The sequence below is a fragment of the Polynucleobacter sp. AP-Capit-er-40B-B4 genome, assembly GCF_018882245.1.
Taxonomy (GTDB): domain Bacteria; phylum Pseudomonadota; class Gammaproteobacteria; order Burkholderiales; family Burkholderiaceae; genus Polynucleobacter.
Map to the genome: position 1 here is coordinate 371,223 of NZ_JACVOV010000001.1, position 15,288 is coordinate 386,510.

At 46.5% G+C, this 15,288-nt stretch carries 14 protein-coding genes; 1 reads left to right on the forward strand and 13 read right to left on the reverse strand.

Features of this window, described 5'->3' with window-relative positions; genetic code table 11:
- Window positions 1-83: 83 nt before the first annotated feature.
- Complete coding sequence (ppsA, locus tag ICN19_RS01775) at window positions 84-2,489, reverse strand: phosphoenolpyruvate synthase (RefSeq protein ID WP_255536902.1); 2,406 nt, start codon at window positions 2,487-2,489, stop codon at window positions 84-86.
- A 106-nt stretch (window positions 2,490-2,595) separates the two neighbouring features.
- Here ppsA and ICN19_RS01780 point away from each other — a divergent pair, with 106 nt between their 5' ends.
- A complete protein-coding gene (locus ICN19_RS01780; protein ID WP_216245249.1) occupies window positions 2,596-3,423 on the forward strand; it encodes a pyruvate, water dikinase regulatory protein in 828 nt (275 codons plus the stop codon).
- Window positions 3,424-3,438: 15 nt separating this feature from the next.
- Here the strand turns inward: ICN19_RS01780 and ICN19_RS01785 are convergent, their stop codons facing one another.
- The 12 genes from ICN19_RS01785 to ICN19_RS01840 are packed head-to-tail and all read right to left on the reverse strand — an operon-like array spanning window position 3,439 to window position 15,276.
- Entirely contained in the window at window positions 3,439-4,263 is an 825-nt protein-coding gene (locus ICN19_RS01785; protein WP_216245251.1) for an RNA methyltransferase, read from the reverse strand.
- 14 nt (window positions 4,264-4,277) lie between these two features.
- Window positions 4,278-4,871 carry a ribonuclease HII gene (gene rnhB / locus ICN19_RS01790; protein ID WP_216245253.1) on the reverse strand — a complete coding sequence of 198 codons (594 nt, stop codon included), beginning with the start codon at window positions 4,869-4,871 and terminating at the stop codon, window positions 4,278-4,280.
- Complete coding sequence (lpxB, locus tag ICN19_RS01795; RefSeq protein ID WP_216245998.1) at window positions 4,868-6,079, reverse strand: lipid-A-disaccharide synthase; 1,212 nt, start codon at window positions 6,077-6,079, stop codon at window positions 4,868-4,870. The genes rnhB and lpxB overlap by 4 nt, the downstream gene beginning before the upstream one ends.
- Before the next feature lie 4 nt (window positions 6,080-6,083).
- Window positions 6,084-6,881 (reverse strand): acyl-ACP--UDP-N-acetylglucosamine O-acyltransferase, encoded by a 798-nt coding sequence (gene lpxA / locus ICN19_RS01800; protein WP_216245254.1) that lies wholly within the window; start codon window positions 6,879-6,881, stop codon window positions 6,084-6,086.
- Window positions 6,881-7,330 (reverse strand): 3-hydroxyacyl-ACP dehydratase FabZ, encoded by a 450-nt coding sequence (gene fabZ, locus ICN19_RS01805; protein ID WP_068322521.1) that lies wholly within the window; start codon window positions 7,328-7,330, stop codon window positions 6,881-6,883. Before fabZ ends, lpxA begins: the two co-directional genes overlap by 1 nt.
- Before the next feature lie 46 nt (window positions 7,331-7,376).
- Complete coding sequence (gene lpxD, locus ICN19_RS01810; protein ID WP_216245256.1) at window positions 7,377-8,444, reverse strand: UDP-3-O-(3-hydroxymyristoyl)glucosamine N-acyltransferase; 1,068 nt, start codon at window positions 8,442-8,444, stop codon at window positions 7,377-7,379.
- A gap of 5 nt (window positions 8,445-8,449) precedes the next feature.
- On the reverse strand, window positions 8,450-8,977 hold the full coding sequence (locus ICN19_RS01815) for an OmpH family outer membrane protein (protein WP_216245257.1): 528 nt from the start codon (window positions 8,975-8,977) through the stop codon (window positions 8,450-8,452).
- Between the two features lie 18 nt (window positions 8,978-8,995).
- Complete coding sequence (gene bamA / locus ICN19_RS01820; protein WP_370625104.1) at window positions 8,996-11,335, reverse strand: outer membrane protein assembly factor BamA; 2,340 nt, start codon at window positions 11,333-11,335, stop codon at window positions 8,996-8,998.
- Window positions 11,332-12,465 carry an RIP metalloprotease gene (locus ICN19_RS01825; protein ID WP_216245258.1) on the reverse strand — a complete coding sequence of 378 codons (1,134 nt, stop codon included), beginning with the start codon at window positions 12,463-12,465 and terminating at the stop codon, window positions 11,332-11,334. Before ICN19_RS01825 ends, bamA begins: the two co-directional genes overlap by 4 nt.
- Window positions 12,453-13,649: a 1-deoxy-D-xylulose-5-phosphate reductoisomerase gene (gene ispC, locus ICN19_RS01830; RefSeq protein ID WP_216245259.1), complete on the reverse strand. Its 1,197-nt coding sequence runs from the start codon at window positions 13,647-13,649 to the stop codon at window positions 12,453-12,455. The genes ICN19_RS01825 and ispC overlap by 13 nt, the downstream gene beginning before the upstream one ends.
- Window positions 13,649-14,476, reverse strand: a complete 828-nt coding sequence (locus ICN19_RS01835) for a phosphatidate cytidylyltransferase (RefSeq protein ID WP_216245260.1) — start codon at window positions 14,474-14,476, stop codon at window positions 13,649-13,651. The genes ispC and ICN19_RS01835 overlap by 1 nt, the downstream gene beginning before the upstream one ends.
- A gap of 26 nt (window positions 14,477-14,502) precedes the next feature.
- Complete coding sequence (locus ICN19_RS01840; protein ID WP_216245261.1) at window positions 14,503-15,276, reverse strand: isoprenyl transferase; 774 nt, start codon at window positions 15,274-15,276, stop codon at window positions 14,503-14,505.
- Between the last annotated feature and the right edge of the window lie 12 nt (window positions 15,277-15,288).

Below are 15,288 nucleotides of genomic sequence, written 5' to 3' on the forward strand. Positions count from 1 at the left end.
ACAGCTGCAACACTCTCCTGTTTCACCAAACAAAAAGGCCTAGAAGAATCTAGGCCTTTTTACTTTTACTTCTTGAACCGTTATTAGGCTTTTAAGTTCTTACCCAACATCTCCCAAGTAGCTACTACGCTATCTGGATTTAATGAGATGGAAGTAATGCCCTTCTCAACCAACCAACGCGCAAAGTCTGGGTGATCTGAAGGACCCTGACCGCAAATGCCAACGTACTTGTTTTGCTTACGGCATGCATCAATGGAACGGGCAATCATGAACTCCACTGCTGGATCACGCTCATCAAAGTCGATTGCCAGCAATTCCATACCAGAGTCACGATCTAGACCCAAAGTTAGCTGAGTCATATCATTTGAACCGATAGAGAAGCCATCAAAGTACTCGAGGAACTGATCAGCCAAAATAGCATTGGATGGGATCTCGCACATCATGATGAGACGTAAGCCATTCACGCCGCGCTTGAGGCCGAACTTTTCCATCATATTGATCACACGCTCAGCTTGCTTGATCGTACGCACAAACGGAACCATGATCTCAACGTTATCCAAGCCCATATCTTCACGAACACGCTTCATTGCTGCGCACTCTAGAGCAAAAGCCTCGCCGAAGTCTTCTGATACATAACGTGATGCACCGCGGAAACCCAACATTGGATTCTCTTCGTCTGGCTCGTAACGTGATCCGCCAATCAACTTCTTGTACTCGTTAGATTTGAAGTCTGACAAACGAACGATTACTGGCTTTGGATAGAAGGCTGCAGCAATAGTTGCCACACCTTCAACCAACTTATCTTCATAAAACTGACGTGGGCTGGCATAGCCGCGGGCCACACTCTCAACTGCACGCTTGAGATCTGGGTCAATGTTTGGGTACTCCAATACTGCACGTGGATGCACGCCAATGTAGTTGTTAATAATGAACTCGAGACGAGCTAAGCCAACTCCAGCATTTGGAATTTGACAGAAATCAAATGCTAATTGAGGATTACCAATATTCATGGTGATCTTTACTGGAATCTCTGGCAATACACCACGAGAAACTTCAGTAACTTCGGTTTCGATCAAGCCATCATAGATATGGCCTTCATCACCCTCTGCGCAAGAAACTGTCACCATCATGCCGTCTTGCAAATGCTCAGTCGCATCACCACAACCAACAACCGCAGGCACACCTAATTCACGAGCAATAATCGCAGCGTGACAGGTACGACCACCACGGTTAGTCACAATCGCAGAAGCACGCTTCATGACTGGCTCCCAGTTCGGATCAGTCATGTCTGCAACCAATACGTCACCAGGCTGAACACGATCCATTTCGCTTGGGTCACGAATGATGCGTACTGGACCAGCACCAATCTTTTGACCGATCGCACGGCCTTTTGCCAATACCTTTGAGCTACCTTTTAACTTGTAGCGCATCTCTACTTGGCCAGCAGCTTGACTCTTTACGGTCTCAGGACGCGCCTGAAGGATATAGATGCGACCATCTTGACCATCTTTACCCCACTCGATGTCCATCGGACGACCATAGTGCTTCTCAATGATCATGGCGTATTTTGCCAACTCAGTAATATCGGCATCCTCTAATGAGAAGCGGTTACGCTTCTCTGGAGAGACATCGACTGTCTGCACTTTTTCTGCAGAGCCCTTAGGCGCAAACTGCATTTGAATCAACTTAGAACCTAAAGAGCGACGAATGATTGCCTTCTTGTCCTGAGCTAAAGTGGTTTTGAATACATAGAACTCATCAGGGTTAACTGCGCCCTGCACTACTGTCTCGCCTAAGCCATAGCTTGAAGTAATGAAAACCACATCTTCAAATCCAGATTCAGTATCCAATGTGAACATCACGCCTGCAGCACCAAGGTCAGAACGCACCATGCGCTGGATACCAGCAGATAAGGCTACTTCAGCATGTGCAAAGCCCTTATGAACACGGTAGGAGATCGCACGATCGTTATAAAGCGAGGCAAATACTTCACGAATCTTCTTGAGAACATCATCAATACCCTCGACGTTCAAGAATGTCTCTTGTTGGCCCGCAAAAGAAGCATCAGGTAAGTCTTCAGCAGTAGCTGATGAACGCACTGCGAATGAGCCTTTACCAGAGTCATCCAAAACTGCAAATGCCTTGCGAATCTCTTCATCTAATTTTGGTTGAAATGGCGCTGTTTCGATCCAGTTACGAATCTCTGCACCAGCTTGTGCTAATGCACGTACATCATCAATATTTAAACCCTCTAAACGCTGTTGAATACGCTCAGTCAGATTGTTATGTTTTAGAAAATCACGGAATGCCAATGCAGTGGTAGCAAAACCAGTTGGAACACGAACCCCAGTAGAAGCTAACTGAGAAATCATTTCTCCTAGTGAGGCATTCTTACCGCCGACGGATTCAACATCCGTCATGCGAAGTTGCTCAAAAGGCAAAACATAGGCATCAGCCATACTGCTATTTTGTTGCTGTTGGTTGGACATAAAATACTCTCTAAAGATAAGGAAACTGGTGTAGCGGCCACCTTATATGGGGCATGCTTTAATATGATTCTATTGTAGTGCTGACCCCGACTTTTAAGCTAAATCTATGTCTAACGAAACCCGCATTGTTTTTATCGTTTCTGACGGTACCGGCATTACCGCCGAGAACTTCAGCCAGTCGATTTTGGCTCAATTTGAGGCCACTTTTAAGCATATTCGAGTGCCATTCGTGGATAGCATTGACAAAGCCCATGACGCCGTCAGTAGCATTAATCAAGCAGCAAGCAAATATGGGGTTCAACCCATTGTTTTCACCACTTTGGTGAATTCCGAGCTGAATGCCATCGTAGGGAAGGCAAACGGCCTCATCCTCGATATGTTCCAGACTTTTGTAGCCCCTCTCGAGGAAGCCCTCGGCATGAAATCCACCCATGCCATGAACCGGCTTCACCACAATGCGGATACCGAAGCCTATAAGAACCGTATAGAGGCGATTAATTACTCATTAGCCCATGACGATGGCCAATCCAATCAAAACTTAGCTGAGGCTGATGTCATCCTCATTGGCATCTCCAGAGTTGGGAAAACTCCTACGAGCTTGTACCTTGCAATGCAATACGGCCTCAAGGCAGCAAACTATCCCCTTATTCCGGAAGACTTTGAACGGGGACAGCTACCCAAGGATTTAGTGCCCTATCGTCAGAAGATCTTTGGGCTGATGATTGATGCTGAACGACTCTCAGAAATTCGCAATGAGCGCAGACCTGGTAGCAATTACGCCAAGCTTGAAAACTGTCGTTATGAAATTAATGAAGCAACGGCGATGATGAAAAAACAATCCATCCCTTGGGTGCTCACAACCAGTAAATCCATTGAAGAGATTGCTACTACCGTTCTTCAAGCAATTAAGTCAGATAAAACAATCTTGGGTTGATGCTTTAAGGTCGAACTAAATTCGCCTTACACGCATCGTCTCGAATAAACACACGGCTGCTGCCGTTGAGACATTGAGAGACTCTACCCTTGGGTCAATTGGGATGGATACACCTTTAGCCTGAGCAAGCAGATCCCCTGAAACTCCCTGCCCTTCGCTACCCATCACCCAGGCAACTGGATGCAGCAGATCCTTTTTTAGGGAATATAGATCATGTTCTGCATCGGCTGTAGTTGCCAGTAATTGCGCGGTTACCGCACTCAATACTTGCTGATTAGACCAACCTTCATAAAGATCAAGCAAGCGGTGTGCCCCCATGCCAGCGCGTAGTACCTTGGTAGACCAAAGATGAGCGCAACCAGATAATGCAATCACTTGAGTAAATCCAGCCGCAGCCGCAGTGCGCAAAATTGATCCTACGTTTCCGGCATCTTGCACTCGATCCAATATCACTACATCGCCATTAAGAGTTGGAATCGATTGCGGTGTTGCGAGAGTCGATTTAGGTAGGTCTAACAATCCTGCAATATGCGGCGCATTCACTAAATCTGAAAGTAAGTCCCAGAGGGCGCTATCCAACTGAAATACTTTGGTCTCAGGGCAAATCTCGAGATGTTCGTAGACGGCTTGAGAGATTTCAATATTCTTTAGACCGATTTCTGAAGTAAGCAAAGTCTTTAGCGCTGGATCACCTACCCAGGTTTGTACAAGATGAATACCCTCCAATAAAGCTTGACCACTAGCTAGCCTAGCCTTCAGCCCTTTAGAGCCTGTGGCTTGCAGGTTGCGAACCTCCTTAAATAAAGGATTCTCCTTGGAGGTAATGAGATCAAAGTTCATAACTTATTTATAACTTAATTTTCAATCGATTCAAGCACTTTACGCACCGGCGAAAAGCTTCTTCTATGCTGATCACATGCGCCATATTGCTTGAGGGCTGCAAAATGAGCTTCTGTTGGATACCCCATATGCTGTGCGAACCCATATTCTGGGTGAAGCTCATGTAGTGACATCATCTGACGATCACGCGTCACTTTTGCCACAATTGAAGCTGCGGATATGGCCGGCTCTTTAGAGTCACCCTTCACAATTGCTTCCGCAGCAATTGGCAACTCTGGGCAGCGATTACCATCAATCAACGCTTTATCAGGCCATGCGCCTAAGCGAGTGGTGAGATCTTCAATTGCCCTACGCATTGCTAACATCGTAGCCTGCAGGATATTGATCTGGTCAATCTCTAGCGGGCTAGCTTCGCCCACACCCCAGGCTTTTGCCTTTTGCATAATTTGCTCATAGAGATATTCGCGACGAGCAGCAGTTAATTTCTTGGAGTCTTTTAATCCTTCAATCGGATTATTGGGATCGAGCACTACAGCGCCAGCTACTACAGCGCCCACTAATGGTCCACGCCCCGCCTCATCAACACCACAGACCCAAATGAGGCTCATGCGCTTACTTGCTTATTGCGATTATTGGCGATTGTTTGTGCCACGGCTTGCGCAACCAATAGGCCAGTAGGACGACGTAAAGTTTCATGCATCTGCGCGAAACGCTCTTTGAGTTTGGCAACCTTCATCGGATTATCTAGCCAATCTTGAAGTGCATTTGCTAATTTTTCAGGAGTTGCTTCATTCTGCAAAAGTTCAGGGACAACAAACTCTCCACAAAGGATATTTGGTAGACCCACATAAGGCAAATAGCCTTGACGCTTCATGATTTGCGCAGTTAACCAAGGTACCTTATACGAAATCACCATCGGCTTTTTCCATAAGGCTGCTTGTAATGTGGCCGTACCGCTGGCAATGAGTACAACATCGGATGCCTCAAGCACCTCATCGGCCATGCCATCCAACAAACGAATCTGAATATCCGCATTGATATTCTTTGCCTTAAGCAAAAGTTGCTCAAGCGGCTCACGCAAGCGTGGCGTTGCCACCGGAATTAAAAAGTGAAGTTTTTGACCTTTTAATCTCTCGGTCAATAACTGCATGGTTTCAAAAAAGACAGGGGCAATAAGCTCGATCTCGGAACCGCGACTGCCAGGCAAGACCGCCACTACCAATCCGTCTAAAGATGCAGCAGGTATTTTGAGATGTAGGCTTAATTTTTCTCTGGCTTGGTGGGCATTGGGCTCAAGCGGAATCTCGCTAGCCAACGGATGCCCTACATAAGTCGAGGCTACACCTGCTTTGTCATAGATTTCGGTCTCGAATGGGAAGATGCAGAGCATGCGCTCAACAGCTTGTGAAATCTTCTTAATACGCCCTGCTCGCCATGCCCAGATCGATGGCGAGACAAAATGCAATGTCGGGATACCCGCCTTACGTAATTCCAACTCAACGCCTAAGTTAAAGTCTGGCGCATCAATTCCTAAGTAGACGTCAGGTCGACCTTCGTTGAGAAGATTTTGAATGAGCTCTTTGCGAAGCTTCAGTATGGCTGGAAGTTGCTTGATGGCTTCAACATAACCGCGCACACTCAAGGTTTCCATAGGCCAGTCAGAGTGCATACCTTCGGCTTGCATGCGAGGACCGCCAATACCGTATACCTCTAAACCAGACATATCTGGAATTTGATTTAGCGCGCTAAGGACTGGCGCTGCTAAAAGATCGCCAGAAGGTTCGCCAGCTACACAAGCTAACTTTGGCAAAGTAATTCCGTTACCGAATAATGCCGCGAGTAGAGGCGGCAATAAAATCGTGGAACTGCGCAAGCTTCTCGGCAGTTGCAGGATCACCTGCAGAGGCAACTACCATCTTCTGAATTTCTACTTTAGCCTCTTCGAAACTCAGGCCATCCTTATAGAGAACCTTATAAGCTTGGCGCAATGCAGAAATTGTTTCGCTCGAGAATCCGCGACGCTTTAAGCCTTCTACGTTAATTCCATGAGGGGAGGCCTTATCTCCAGCAGCAATCACAAACGGAGGAATATCTTGCACTAAAGCAGAGGCACCGCCCAACATCGCATGTTGACCAATACGAACAAATTGATGCACGCCAGACATGCCGCCCATAATTGCCCAGTCATTTACTTGCACATGGCCAGCAACTTGGGCATTACTTGAAAAGATTGTGTGATTACCAACCTGACAATCATGAGCAATATGCACATAAGCCATGATCCAGTTGTCATTGCCAATACGGGTTATGCCTTCATCCTGTGATGTGCCAGTATGAATCGTCGTGAACTCACGGACAGTATTACGGTCACCAATAATGAGTTGGGTTGGCTCGCCACGGTATTTCATATCCTGCGGAGGACCACCAATAGCAGCAAAGTGTGCAAAGTTATTTTCTTTGCCTATGGTTGTAAAACCCTCAATCACGGTATGAGAACCAACCTTCGTTCCGGCACCAATCTTGACGTTAGGTCCGATTACGGAATAAGGACCAACTTCAACATCGCTAGCTAGCTCAGCCTTGCTGTCCACTACGGCAGATGCATGAATCCGAGTCATTACGCGCCTTTCGTACGTACCGCACAAGTGATATTTGCTTCTGCAGCAATCTCACCATCTACAGTTGCCTTAACTGCAAACTTGTAAATACCAGCACGACCCCGCTCTAATGTAGCGGTCATGATCAGCTGATCGCCAGGTAAAACAGGCTTTTTGAAGCGTGCGCCATCAATGCCGGCAAAGTAATAAATGGCATCCTCAGCGCGTTCCTCAGAGAAAGTGAGTAGGGCTGCTGTTTGAGCCAAGGCCTCAATAATCAGCACTCCAGGCATCACTGGAAAATCAGGAAAATGGCCCTGAAAGAATGGCTCGTTCATCGTGACATTTTTTAACGCAGTAATACTTTCACGCGGGGAAATTTCTAGCACACGATCGACCAATAAAAACGGGTAGCGATGCGGCAGCAATTTAAGAATCTTGTTAATGTCGATTGCGATTGGTGTGCTCATAAATGACCCGCTGAAAAGTAAATATTAATTTTAGATTTATAAAATCTTAAGACTCTGAAGATTTATTCTTATCAAGTAAGCGCAAGCGCTGACGTATTTTATCTAGACCACGCAAAATAGCAGCATTTTTCTCCCACGCACCGTGGAGCATTGATGGGTATACGCCCGTGAAATGCTGACCAGGCTCTGTAATGGAGCGAATTATCGAAGTGTTGCCAGAAACCGTGGTTCTATCTGCAATTGTCAAATGGCCTGCAAAGTTGGCGGCGCCACCAATGATGCAGAAATTACCAATCTTAGTACTGCCAGAGATTGCTGCACAACCGGCTATTACGCAGCAAGCGCCAACGATGACGTTATGCGCTATTTGCACCTGGTTATCTATCTTGGTACCAGCGCCAATTACCGTATCACTCATTGCGCCACGATCAATGGTGGTTGATGCACCGATCTCGACGTCATTACCAATGACAACACGTCCTGTCTGTGGAATCTTGACCCACTCCCCACCCTTTGCAGAAAAATCAGGAGCAAAGCCAAAACCGTCCGCACCAATTACTGCACCACTATGAATAATGCAGCGCTCACCAATTTGAGTGCCGTAATAAATTGATGCAGATGGGTAGATCAGCGTATCGCTTGCAATAACGCTATCTTTAGCAACGCTAGTGTTGCCAAGTATAGAAACGCGCTCGCCAAGTTTTACACCTGCACCGATGTGTACAAACGGCCCAATATGACATGAGGATGGAACAGTAGCAGTTGAATCAATTACCGCGCTAGCATGAATTCCTGGCTCGTATTTTGGACCGCTCGCTTTAGCGAATTGTTGCGCCATTCTTGCAAAAGTAGCATATGGATTTTTGGAAACAAAATACACGCGCTTTGTTGAATTGGCACTAGGATTGGCTTGTAAAAATTCGAGGTCCGATTGACCAACAATCAAAGCTCCGGCATTGCTTTCGCTAGCCTGCTGGCGGTAGAGCGGATTGGATAAAAAGGATATTTGGTCGGACTGTGCTCGCTCCAATGGAGCGAGGCCCGTAAATCCGTGGGAAGCCTCCCCCACCAAGCTTGCTTGAAACTGTTCGGCCAGCTCGATGGCGGTCGGCATAAAACTTACTTCTGGCTATTTAAAGCCTTGATAACATCATCGGTCACATCAGCCTTAGGACTGACATAAGCTGCTTCTTGAACAATGACATCAATTTTTCTTTGTTCCGCAATTTGCTTTAATACTGCATTTGCTTTTTCTGCAATCTTGGCGCGCTCTTCGAAAGTGCGCTGATTGAGATCTTCGGTGAACTCACGTTGCTTACGCTGCAATTCGCGATCCTGATCAGCCAATTCACGTTGACGACGAATACGCTCTGCTTCATTCATCACAGCAGCATCACGGTCTAACTTTTCAGCAGCAGACTTAATCTTTTGAGCGCTGTCACGCAAATCATTCTGACGCTTTGTAAACTCATTCTGCAAACGAGTCTGCATTGCTTTAGCGAGATTAGACTCGTTAAATACTTTCTCAGAGTTCACAACTGCAACACGCGTACCAGCGTCTTGAGCAAACACTTGAGGGGCAGCAATTGCTGTTACAGCAGCAATAATGCCAATTTGAATCCATTTTGAAGGTTGATAGAACTTCATAAAACTTTCCTTAAACAATTAAAACGCTGTGCCCACTTGGAACTGTAAACGCTGGATATTATCCGTTGGTAGTGACTTATACGGAATACCGTAGCTGAACTTCAAAGGCCCTAGCGGTGATATCCATGATAAACCCAATCCGTAGGAGTATCTCAGAACTAAATTGATGTTTTCCCCAAAAGCATTACCGCCATCCACGAAGGTGAAGAGGCGCAGGGTTTTATCTGTGCCAGAACCTGGAACCGGGAAGGTGTATTCCACGTTCGTAACAATCTTAGACTGGCCACCTGTAGGCTGGTAAGCGCCGATGACGGTGTTGTAATACTGAGGCCCTAATGAGCCAGGGGCGTAACCACGCACAGAACCAATACCACCTACATAGTAGTTTTTGGTAATTGGGAATGGTTTATTGCCATACGCCTCACCATATCCAACCTCGCCGTTAAAGGACAAGATATTGCCTTTAGAGAAAGAGTGGTACTTCTGATATTGGCCAAAGAGTCGATAAAAAGTAAGGTCGCCCACAGGAGTGCCCACCTCACCGGAGAGCTGCTGCAAAGAACCCTCTGATGGAATCAATGTACTGTCACGACCATCACGCGCCCAACCTACAGTCAAGGGCACGTTGTATGTTTGTAGACGTCCTGGCACGGTTCCACCGTAACTAGTGACATAGTTTTGGTAAGGAATTGGCGTGTTGGTAGTGGCATAAATACTAAACACCTCAATACCAGTTCCAAAGAAAACGCGATCAACTTCTGTGTAAGGGACACCAAACTTGATATTCGAACCTACGGATTTAATTTGATAATCCGGATCGCCCGCGTAGTACAGCGGCTTAGATGAGCGGTAGTACAAATCGGTATAGCGACTGATGCCATCCTCAGTAAAGTAAGGATCGTAATTAGAAAGCGTTAAATTTTGCGTAATCTTACCCAGGGACGCATTCAAACCAATTGCCGTGCCGGTACCAAAAGCATTGTCTTGATTCACGCCAGCAGACAAGATCAATTTTTCTGTTGAAGAGAAGCCTGCGCCGATAGTCACTGCACCAGTTGGCTTCTCCGTTACTTTCACATTAACGTCAACTTGATCGGGGGATCCTGGAACATCCTCTGTGGTGATATCAGTTTCTGTAAAGTAGCCCAAACGACCCAAGCGCTTTTTAGAAAGGTCAATTTTTTCACTATCAAACCATGAGCTCTCAAACTGGCGCATCTCGCGACGAATCACCAAGTCTCGAGTTTTAGCATTTCCGGTAATGGCCACTTGACGAACATAAATGCGACGCCCCGGATCGATAACCAAGGTGAGATCAACCTCGGCTACATCACGGCGAATATCGGGTTGTGGGTTAATTGTGGCAAAGGCATAACCATAAGAGCCTAAGACCTCAGCAATCGCCTTCGTGCTCTCTGTCAAACGTGCTGACGAGAAAGTATCGCCAGGCTTTAAAACAATTAATTGTTTTAGCTCTGCCTCTTTACCAAGAGTTTCACCTGCTAGGCGCACATCCTTAACGGTGAATTTTTTTCCTTCACGAATACTGATTGTGAGGTAGACACCTTTTTTGTCCGGCGTAATCGACACCTGAGTTGATTCAATCACAAACTCGAGATAACCACGATTCAAATAATAGGAGCGAATGGACTCTAAGTCAGCGGTTAATTTTTGCTTTGAGTAAAGATTGTCCTTGCTGTACCAAGATAGCCAGCCGCCTGTTTTAAGCTGCATCTCACTTCTTAAAGTGCCTTCGCTGAATACTTCACTGCCAATGAAATTAATCTCTTGAATTTTGGCAACTGGACCTTCGTCAATATTGAAGTAAATCGCTACTTGATTACGCTCTACAGGAGTTACGGTAGCCACCACTTCTGCTGCGTACATACCTTTACCAACGTATTGACGCTTAAGCTCTTGTTCCGCTTTATCAATAATGGCTTTGTCGTAAAAACGGGCTTCGGCTACCCCAACCGTTTTCAGTGATTTACGTACGTTCTCAGGGTCGAACTCTTTCATCCCCGTAAATTCAATTCGAGAAATTGTTGGGCGCTCCTCAACAATCACAATCAGAACACTGCCCTGCGCTTGGATCTGCACGTCTCTAAAAAAGCCAGTGCCATAAAGTGCTTTGATCGATTCAGCACCTTTTTCTTCTGTAAAGGTATCGCCGACTTGAACAGGTAGATAACTAAATACCGTACCAGGCTCGACACGCTGGAGACCCTCAACACGAATATCTTTCACCACAAAAGAATCAGCCGCTGAAACATTCAAACTCAATCCAAGCGCAAAAAGAACCGAGATGTGGGCAATGAAACGGGCAAAAATACGGAAAGATATTGTCAGAGAATTCAAGGCGAAATATAGCGTTGTAAATCGTTAAACAATGCCAGCAATGACATAGAAATCAGCAAAATAAAGCCCAGTTTTTGAAACTGTTCCTGCATTGATATCGAAATCCGCTTACCGGCGACCAACTCCCATGCATCATACAGTAGCTGACCCCCATCAAGCATCGGAAAAGGCAGCAAATTCAGCAAACCAATGCTAATACTCATAAGTGCTAAAAAGGCTAAAAATGGTTGCCACCCTACCTGAGCTGTCTTGCCTGCCATATCCGCAATACTGAGAGGTCCGCCCAGTTGCTTTAAGGAGGTACTCCCTGTAAATAGACCAGCCATTAACCTTGCGGATACCTTGGTGATGACCCATACCCTTTGCGAAGCAAATATGACGGCATCCAAAGGGCCTAATCTGAGTTCCTGCCACTTTTCTAGTGGGCTAGGCGCAGGTAGCAAGCCCAAAGCCATGATTGGGTCCTTATCAGGGCTGATTTTGGGTAAATCATTAGCATGAAAGGCTTTTATGTAGCGAGCGCCCAAGGGGGTTTGGAGCTCTAGCGCAAAGCCGTCCTCCCCCGTTAAGGCATCCATCAAATTCCAGCGCAAAGCATTCCAGCTGGGAACAGGCTTGAATTCACCAAAAAGGGGCACGCTATCAGCCTGAGAACCCAAATCCTGCCAGCCGATTACCCGATCGCCCTCAGCGACACCCAACTTGGCAGCTACCGAACTTTCAGGGGGAGTCTGCAATACGGCCGGCAACTGGGGAGCGCCAGATAGATAAATACAGGCAAAGAAAACAATCGCCAAGAAAAAATTAGCGAAGGGGCCTGCAGCCACAATCAAAGAACGTTGCCAAAGGGGTTTTTTATCAAAAGCCTGGCACTCTTCTGCCGGCGAAATAACTTGTTGACGATCTCTTCCATCCAGCAATTTCACATAACCACCGAGTGGAATGGAGGCCAACACCCATTCGGTTTTATTTTTTGCATGATAGGTGTAAATCGGTTTACCAAAACCAATCGCAAAGCGAAGTACTCGAACACCACAACAACGAGCAGCTAAAAAATGTCCAAACTCATGAAAGCTAACCAGCACGCCCAGAGTTAATAAAAAGGCAGCGAGAGTAATCAATGCCTGCAAAGAATATCCTTCACCACTTCTTTTGCTGCCTCACGTGCCCTTGCATCAATACTTAATATCACCTCAAGAGAATTCGCGCTGGATGCAGGGATAGCATTCAATACCTTCTCCACCACAACTGGAATCTGTAAGTATGGCAAGCCTTCATCCAAAAATGCCGCTACCGCAATCTCATTTGCAGCATTGAGAACTGCTGGAGCGGTACCGCCCACTTTGGCAGCAGCGAAGGCCAGGGAGAGGCAAGGAAAACGTGTCAACTCAGGCTCGGCAAAACTCAAGGATGCTAACTGCGTCAAACTCAACGGCGCCACTCCTGCATCAATGCGCTCTGGCCATGCCAAGCCATAAGCAATCGGGGTGCGCATATCCGGTTGACCCAGTTGCGCCAATACTGAGCCATCGCGGTAACGAACCATTGAATGCACCACGCTTTGCGGGTGTATCAATACTTTGATTTTTTCCAAAGGCAAGCCGAATAACCAAAACGCCTCGATGACTTCAAGACCCTTATTCATCATCGTTGCAGAATCAACAGAAATTTTTCTGCCCATCACCCAATTAGGATGTGCGCAAGCCTGTTCAGGAGTAATGTTCGCCAGCTGATCCAATGGCGTATTTCGGAATGGTCCGCCAGATGCTGTTAGCCAAAGTTCCTCAACCCCAAGTCGAGGATTTGGCTCTTTTGAAAATTGCTCGGGTAGGCATTGAAAGATGGCATTGTGCTCACTATCAATTGGCAGCAGTTCACCGCCACCCTCTTTCATAGCGTGCATAAACAAATCACCAGACATCACCAGCGCTTCTTTATTTGCCAGCAACACTCTTTTGCCAGCCTTTGCTGCAGCTAATGCAGGAACTAATCCAGCGGCGCCCACAATCGCAGCCATCACGGTATCGCAATCAGAATCGGTAACAGCATTAACCAGAGCTTCTGGCCCATACAAAACTTGAGTATTGATTTTTTTCTCAAGCAGAAGCTTGCTCAAACGAGCAGCACCATCCGCATCAGATACAACTGCAATAGACGGCTTAAATTCTGCGCATTGCTGAGCAAGTAAATCGACTTGCTTGGCTGCAGTAAGCGCAACCACATTAAAACGACCTGGATGCGCTCGGATCACATCCAGCGTATTGACGCCGATAGATCCCGTTGAACCTAGGATGGCGACCTGCTTTACTGACATCAGATAAACCCTGCTAAGAGCGCCGCGATCGGCATCGTTGGTATCAAGGCATCTACGCGATCTAATACCCCACCATGACCGGGCAATAAATGACTGGAATCTTTAACACCTGCCAAGCGTTTGAGTTGAGACTCAAATAAATCACCAAAAATACTGAAGGCTACTAGTACCGTGACCATTAAGAACATTGGAATCCAACCAAAGCGAATTGCCCAGGCGCCGAATAAAGTAGATTCAAAGGAGAAATAGTAGACACAAGCAAATGCATAAACATAACAAAGTATTAAGCCACCAACCGCACCTTCAACAGATTTACCCGGACTAATTTGCGCTGCAAGCTTACGCTTACCAAAGGCCTTCCCCACAAAGTAGGCGCCAATATCTGCGACCCAAACCAAAGCTATCGTACTCAGCAAAAAGATCAGGCCTAGCTCGCGTAGGAACACCAATGCAAACCAAGTTGCCGGGAGCAATATGAGGCCAAGTACGACATAAAAAGGTTGTAGCTTTTGCAAAGAAAGATTCATTCCTTTGGCCAATATAAATGGCGCAACAAAGAACCAAAATACAACTGCTAGCAGCAATAAAGCAAACTGCCAGGAGGCATTTTGCATGCCGAGTAAAAACAGAATAATGACCAAGCAAAATAAAGCATACAGCCAGGCTGCGCGACCTGCTTCAGGAGCAAGTAAGCGACTCCACTCCCAAGCAGCAACCATCAAAGTCAGCAAGAAGAAGACGCCAATATAAATTGGTGGCAGTAGAAACAAAATAGGCAGAAGAACCGCCAATAAGACAAGGGCGGTAATAACTCTGGTTTTTAGCATGGGAATTAGCTTAGCAATGAACTACATCAAACTGCATCGCTCATCGCTTGCGATGCAAGCTGAGCACTGGTACGACCAAAACGGCGTTCGCGCTGACTAAACCAGTCGAACGCTTTGTGTAATTCTTTCTCATCAAAATCAGGCCACAAGATATCTGTGAAATACAGCTCGGTATAAGCTAGTTGCCATAACAAGAAATTACTGACGCGTTGTTCGCCACCAGTACGAATAAATAAATCCGGCTCTGGAGCGTAAGCCATCGAAAGATGGGGTTGAAGCAACTCCTCGGTGACCTGCTCTGGCTTCAAATTGGGATTTGCCGCAATACATTGACGCATTGCCTGCAAAATATCCCAGCGGCCACCATAGTTTGCGGCAATCGTAAAAGTGAGACCCTTGCAACCAGCGGTCTTTTTCTCAGAAAATTCCACCATCTCTTGAATGGCGGTATCAAAACGACTTAAGTCGCCAATCAATCGCAGAGCAATATCGTTTTCTGCAAGACGGGAAACTTCACCCTTAAGAGACTTTAAAAATAGCTTCATCAAAAAGCCCACTTCTTCAGGTGGGCGACGCCAGTTCTCAGAGCTGAAAGCAAATACAGTTAGATACTCCACCCCAAGTTTGCGACACTCTTGAACAATTCTGCGAACGGCGCCTAAACCTTCGGAGTGTCCTGCCACACGAGGCATCATCCGTTTACTAGCCCAGCGCCCATTACCATCCATGATGATTGCTACATGGCGAGGTACAGCGCTGACCTCTGGAATGGCTAGGGTTGAACTGGAGTGTTGAGTCATTAGAATCTGAAG

Excerpts from the sequence above, each read along its gene's own strand:
- ppsA (WP_255536902.1), bottom strand. The coding sequence starts at position 2,489 with ATGTCCAACCAACAGCAACAAAATAGCAGTATGGCTGATGCCTATGTT.
- lpxD (WP_216245256.1), bottom strand. The coding sequence starts at position 8,444 with ATGCCGACCGCCATCGAGCTGGCCGAACAGTTTCAAGCAAGCTTGGTG.
- ICN19_RS01835 (WP_216245260.1), bottom strand. The coding sequence starts at position 14,476 with ATGCTAAAAACCAGAGTTATTACCGCCCTTGTCTTATTGGCGGTTCTT.
- ispC (WP_216245259.1), bottom strand. The coding sequence starts at position 13,649 with ATGTCAGTAAAGCAGGTCGCCATCCTAGGTTCAACGGGATCTATCGGC.
- ICN19_RS01780 (WP_216245249.1), top strand. The coding sequence starts at position 2,596 with ATGTCTAACGAAACCCGCATTGTTTTTATCGTTTCTGACGGTACCGGC.
- rnhB (WP_216245253.1), bottom strand. The coding sequence starts at position 4,871 with ATGAGCCTCATTTGGGTCTGTGGTGTTGATGAGGCGGGGCGTGGACCA.
- fabZ (WP_068322521.1), bottom strand. The coding sequence starts at position 7,330 with ATGAGCACACCAATCGCAATCGACATTAACAAGATTCTTAAATTGCTG.
- lpxA (WP_216245254.1), bottom strand. The coding sequence starts at position 6,881 with ATGACTCGGATTCATGCATCTGCCGTAGTGGACAGCAAGGCTGAGCTA.
- ICN19_RS01840 (WP_216245261.1), bottom strand. The coding sequence starts at position 15,276 with ATGACTCAACACTCCAGTTCAACCCTAGCCATTCCAGAGGTCAGCGCT.
- ICN19_RS01815 (WP_216245257.1), bottom strand. The coding sequence starts at position 8,977 with ATGAAGTTCTATCAACCTTCAAAATGGATTCAAATTGGCATTATTGCT.
- ICN19_RS01785 (WP_216245251.1), bottom strand. The coding sequence starts at position 4,263 with ATGAACTTTGATCTCATTACCTCCAAGGAGAATCCTTTATTTAAGGAG.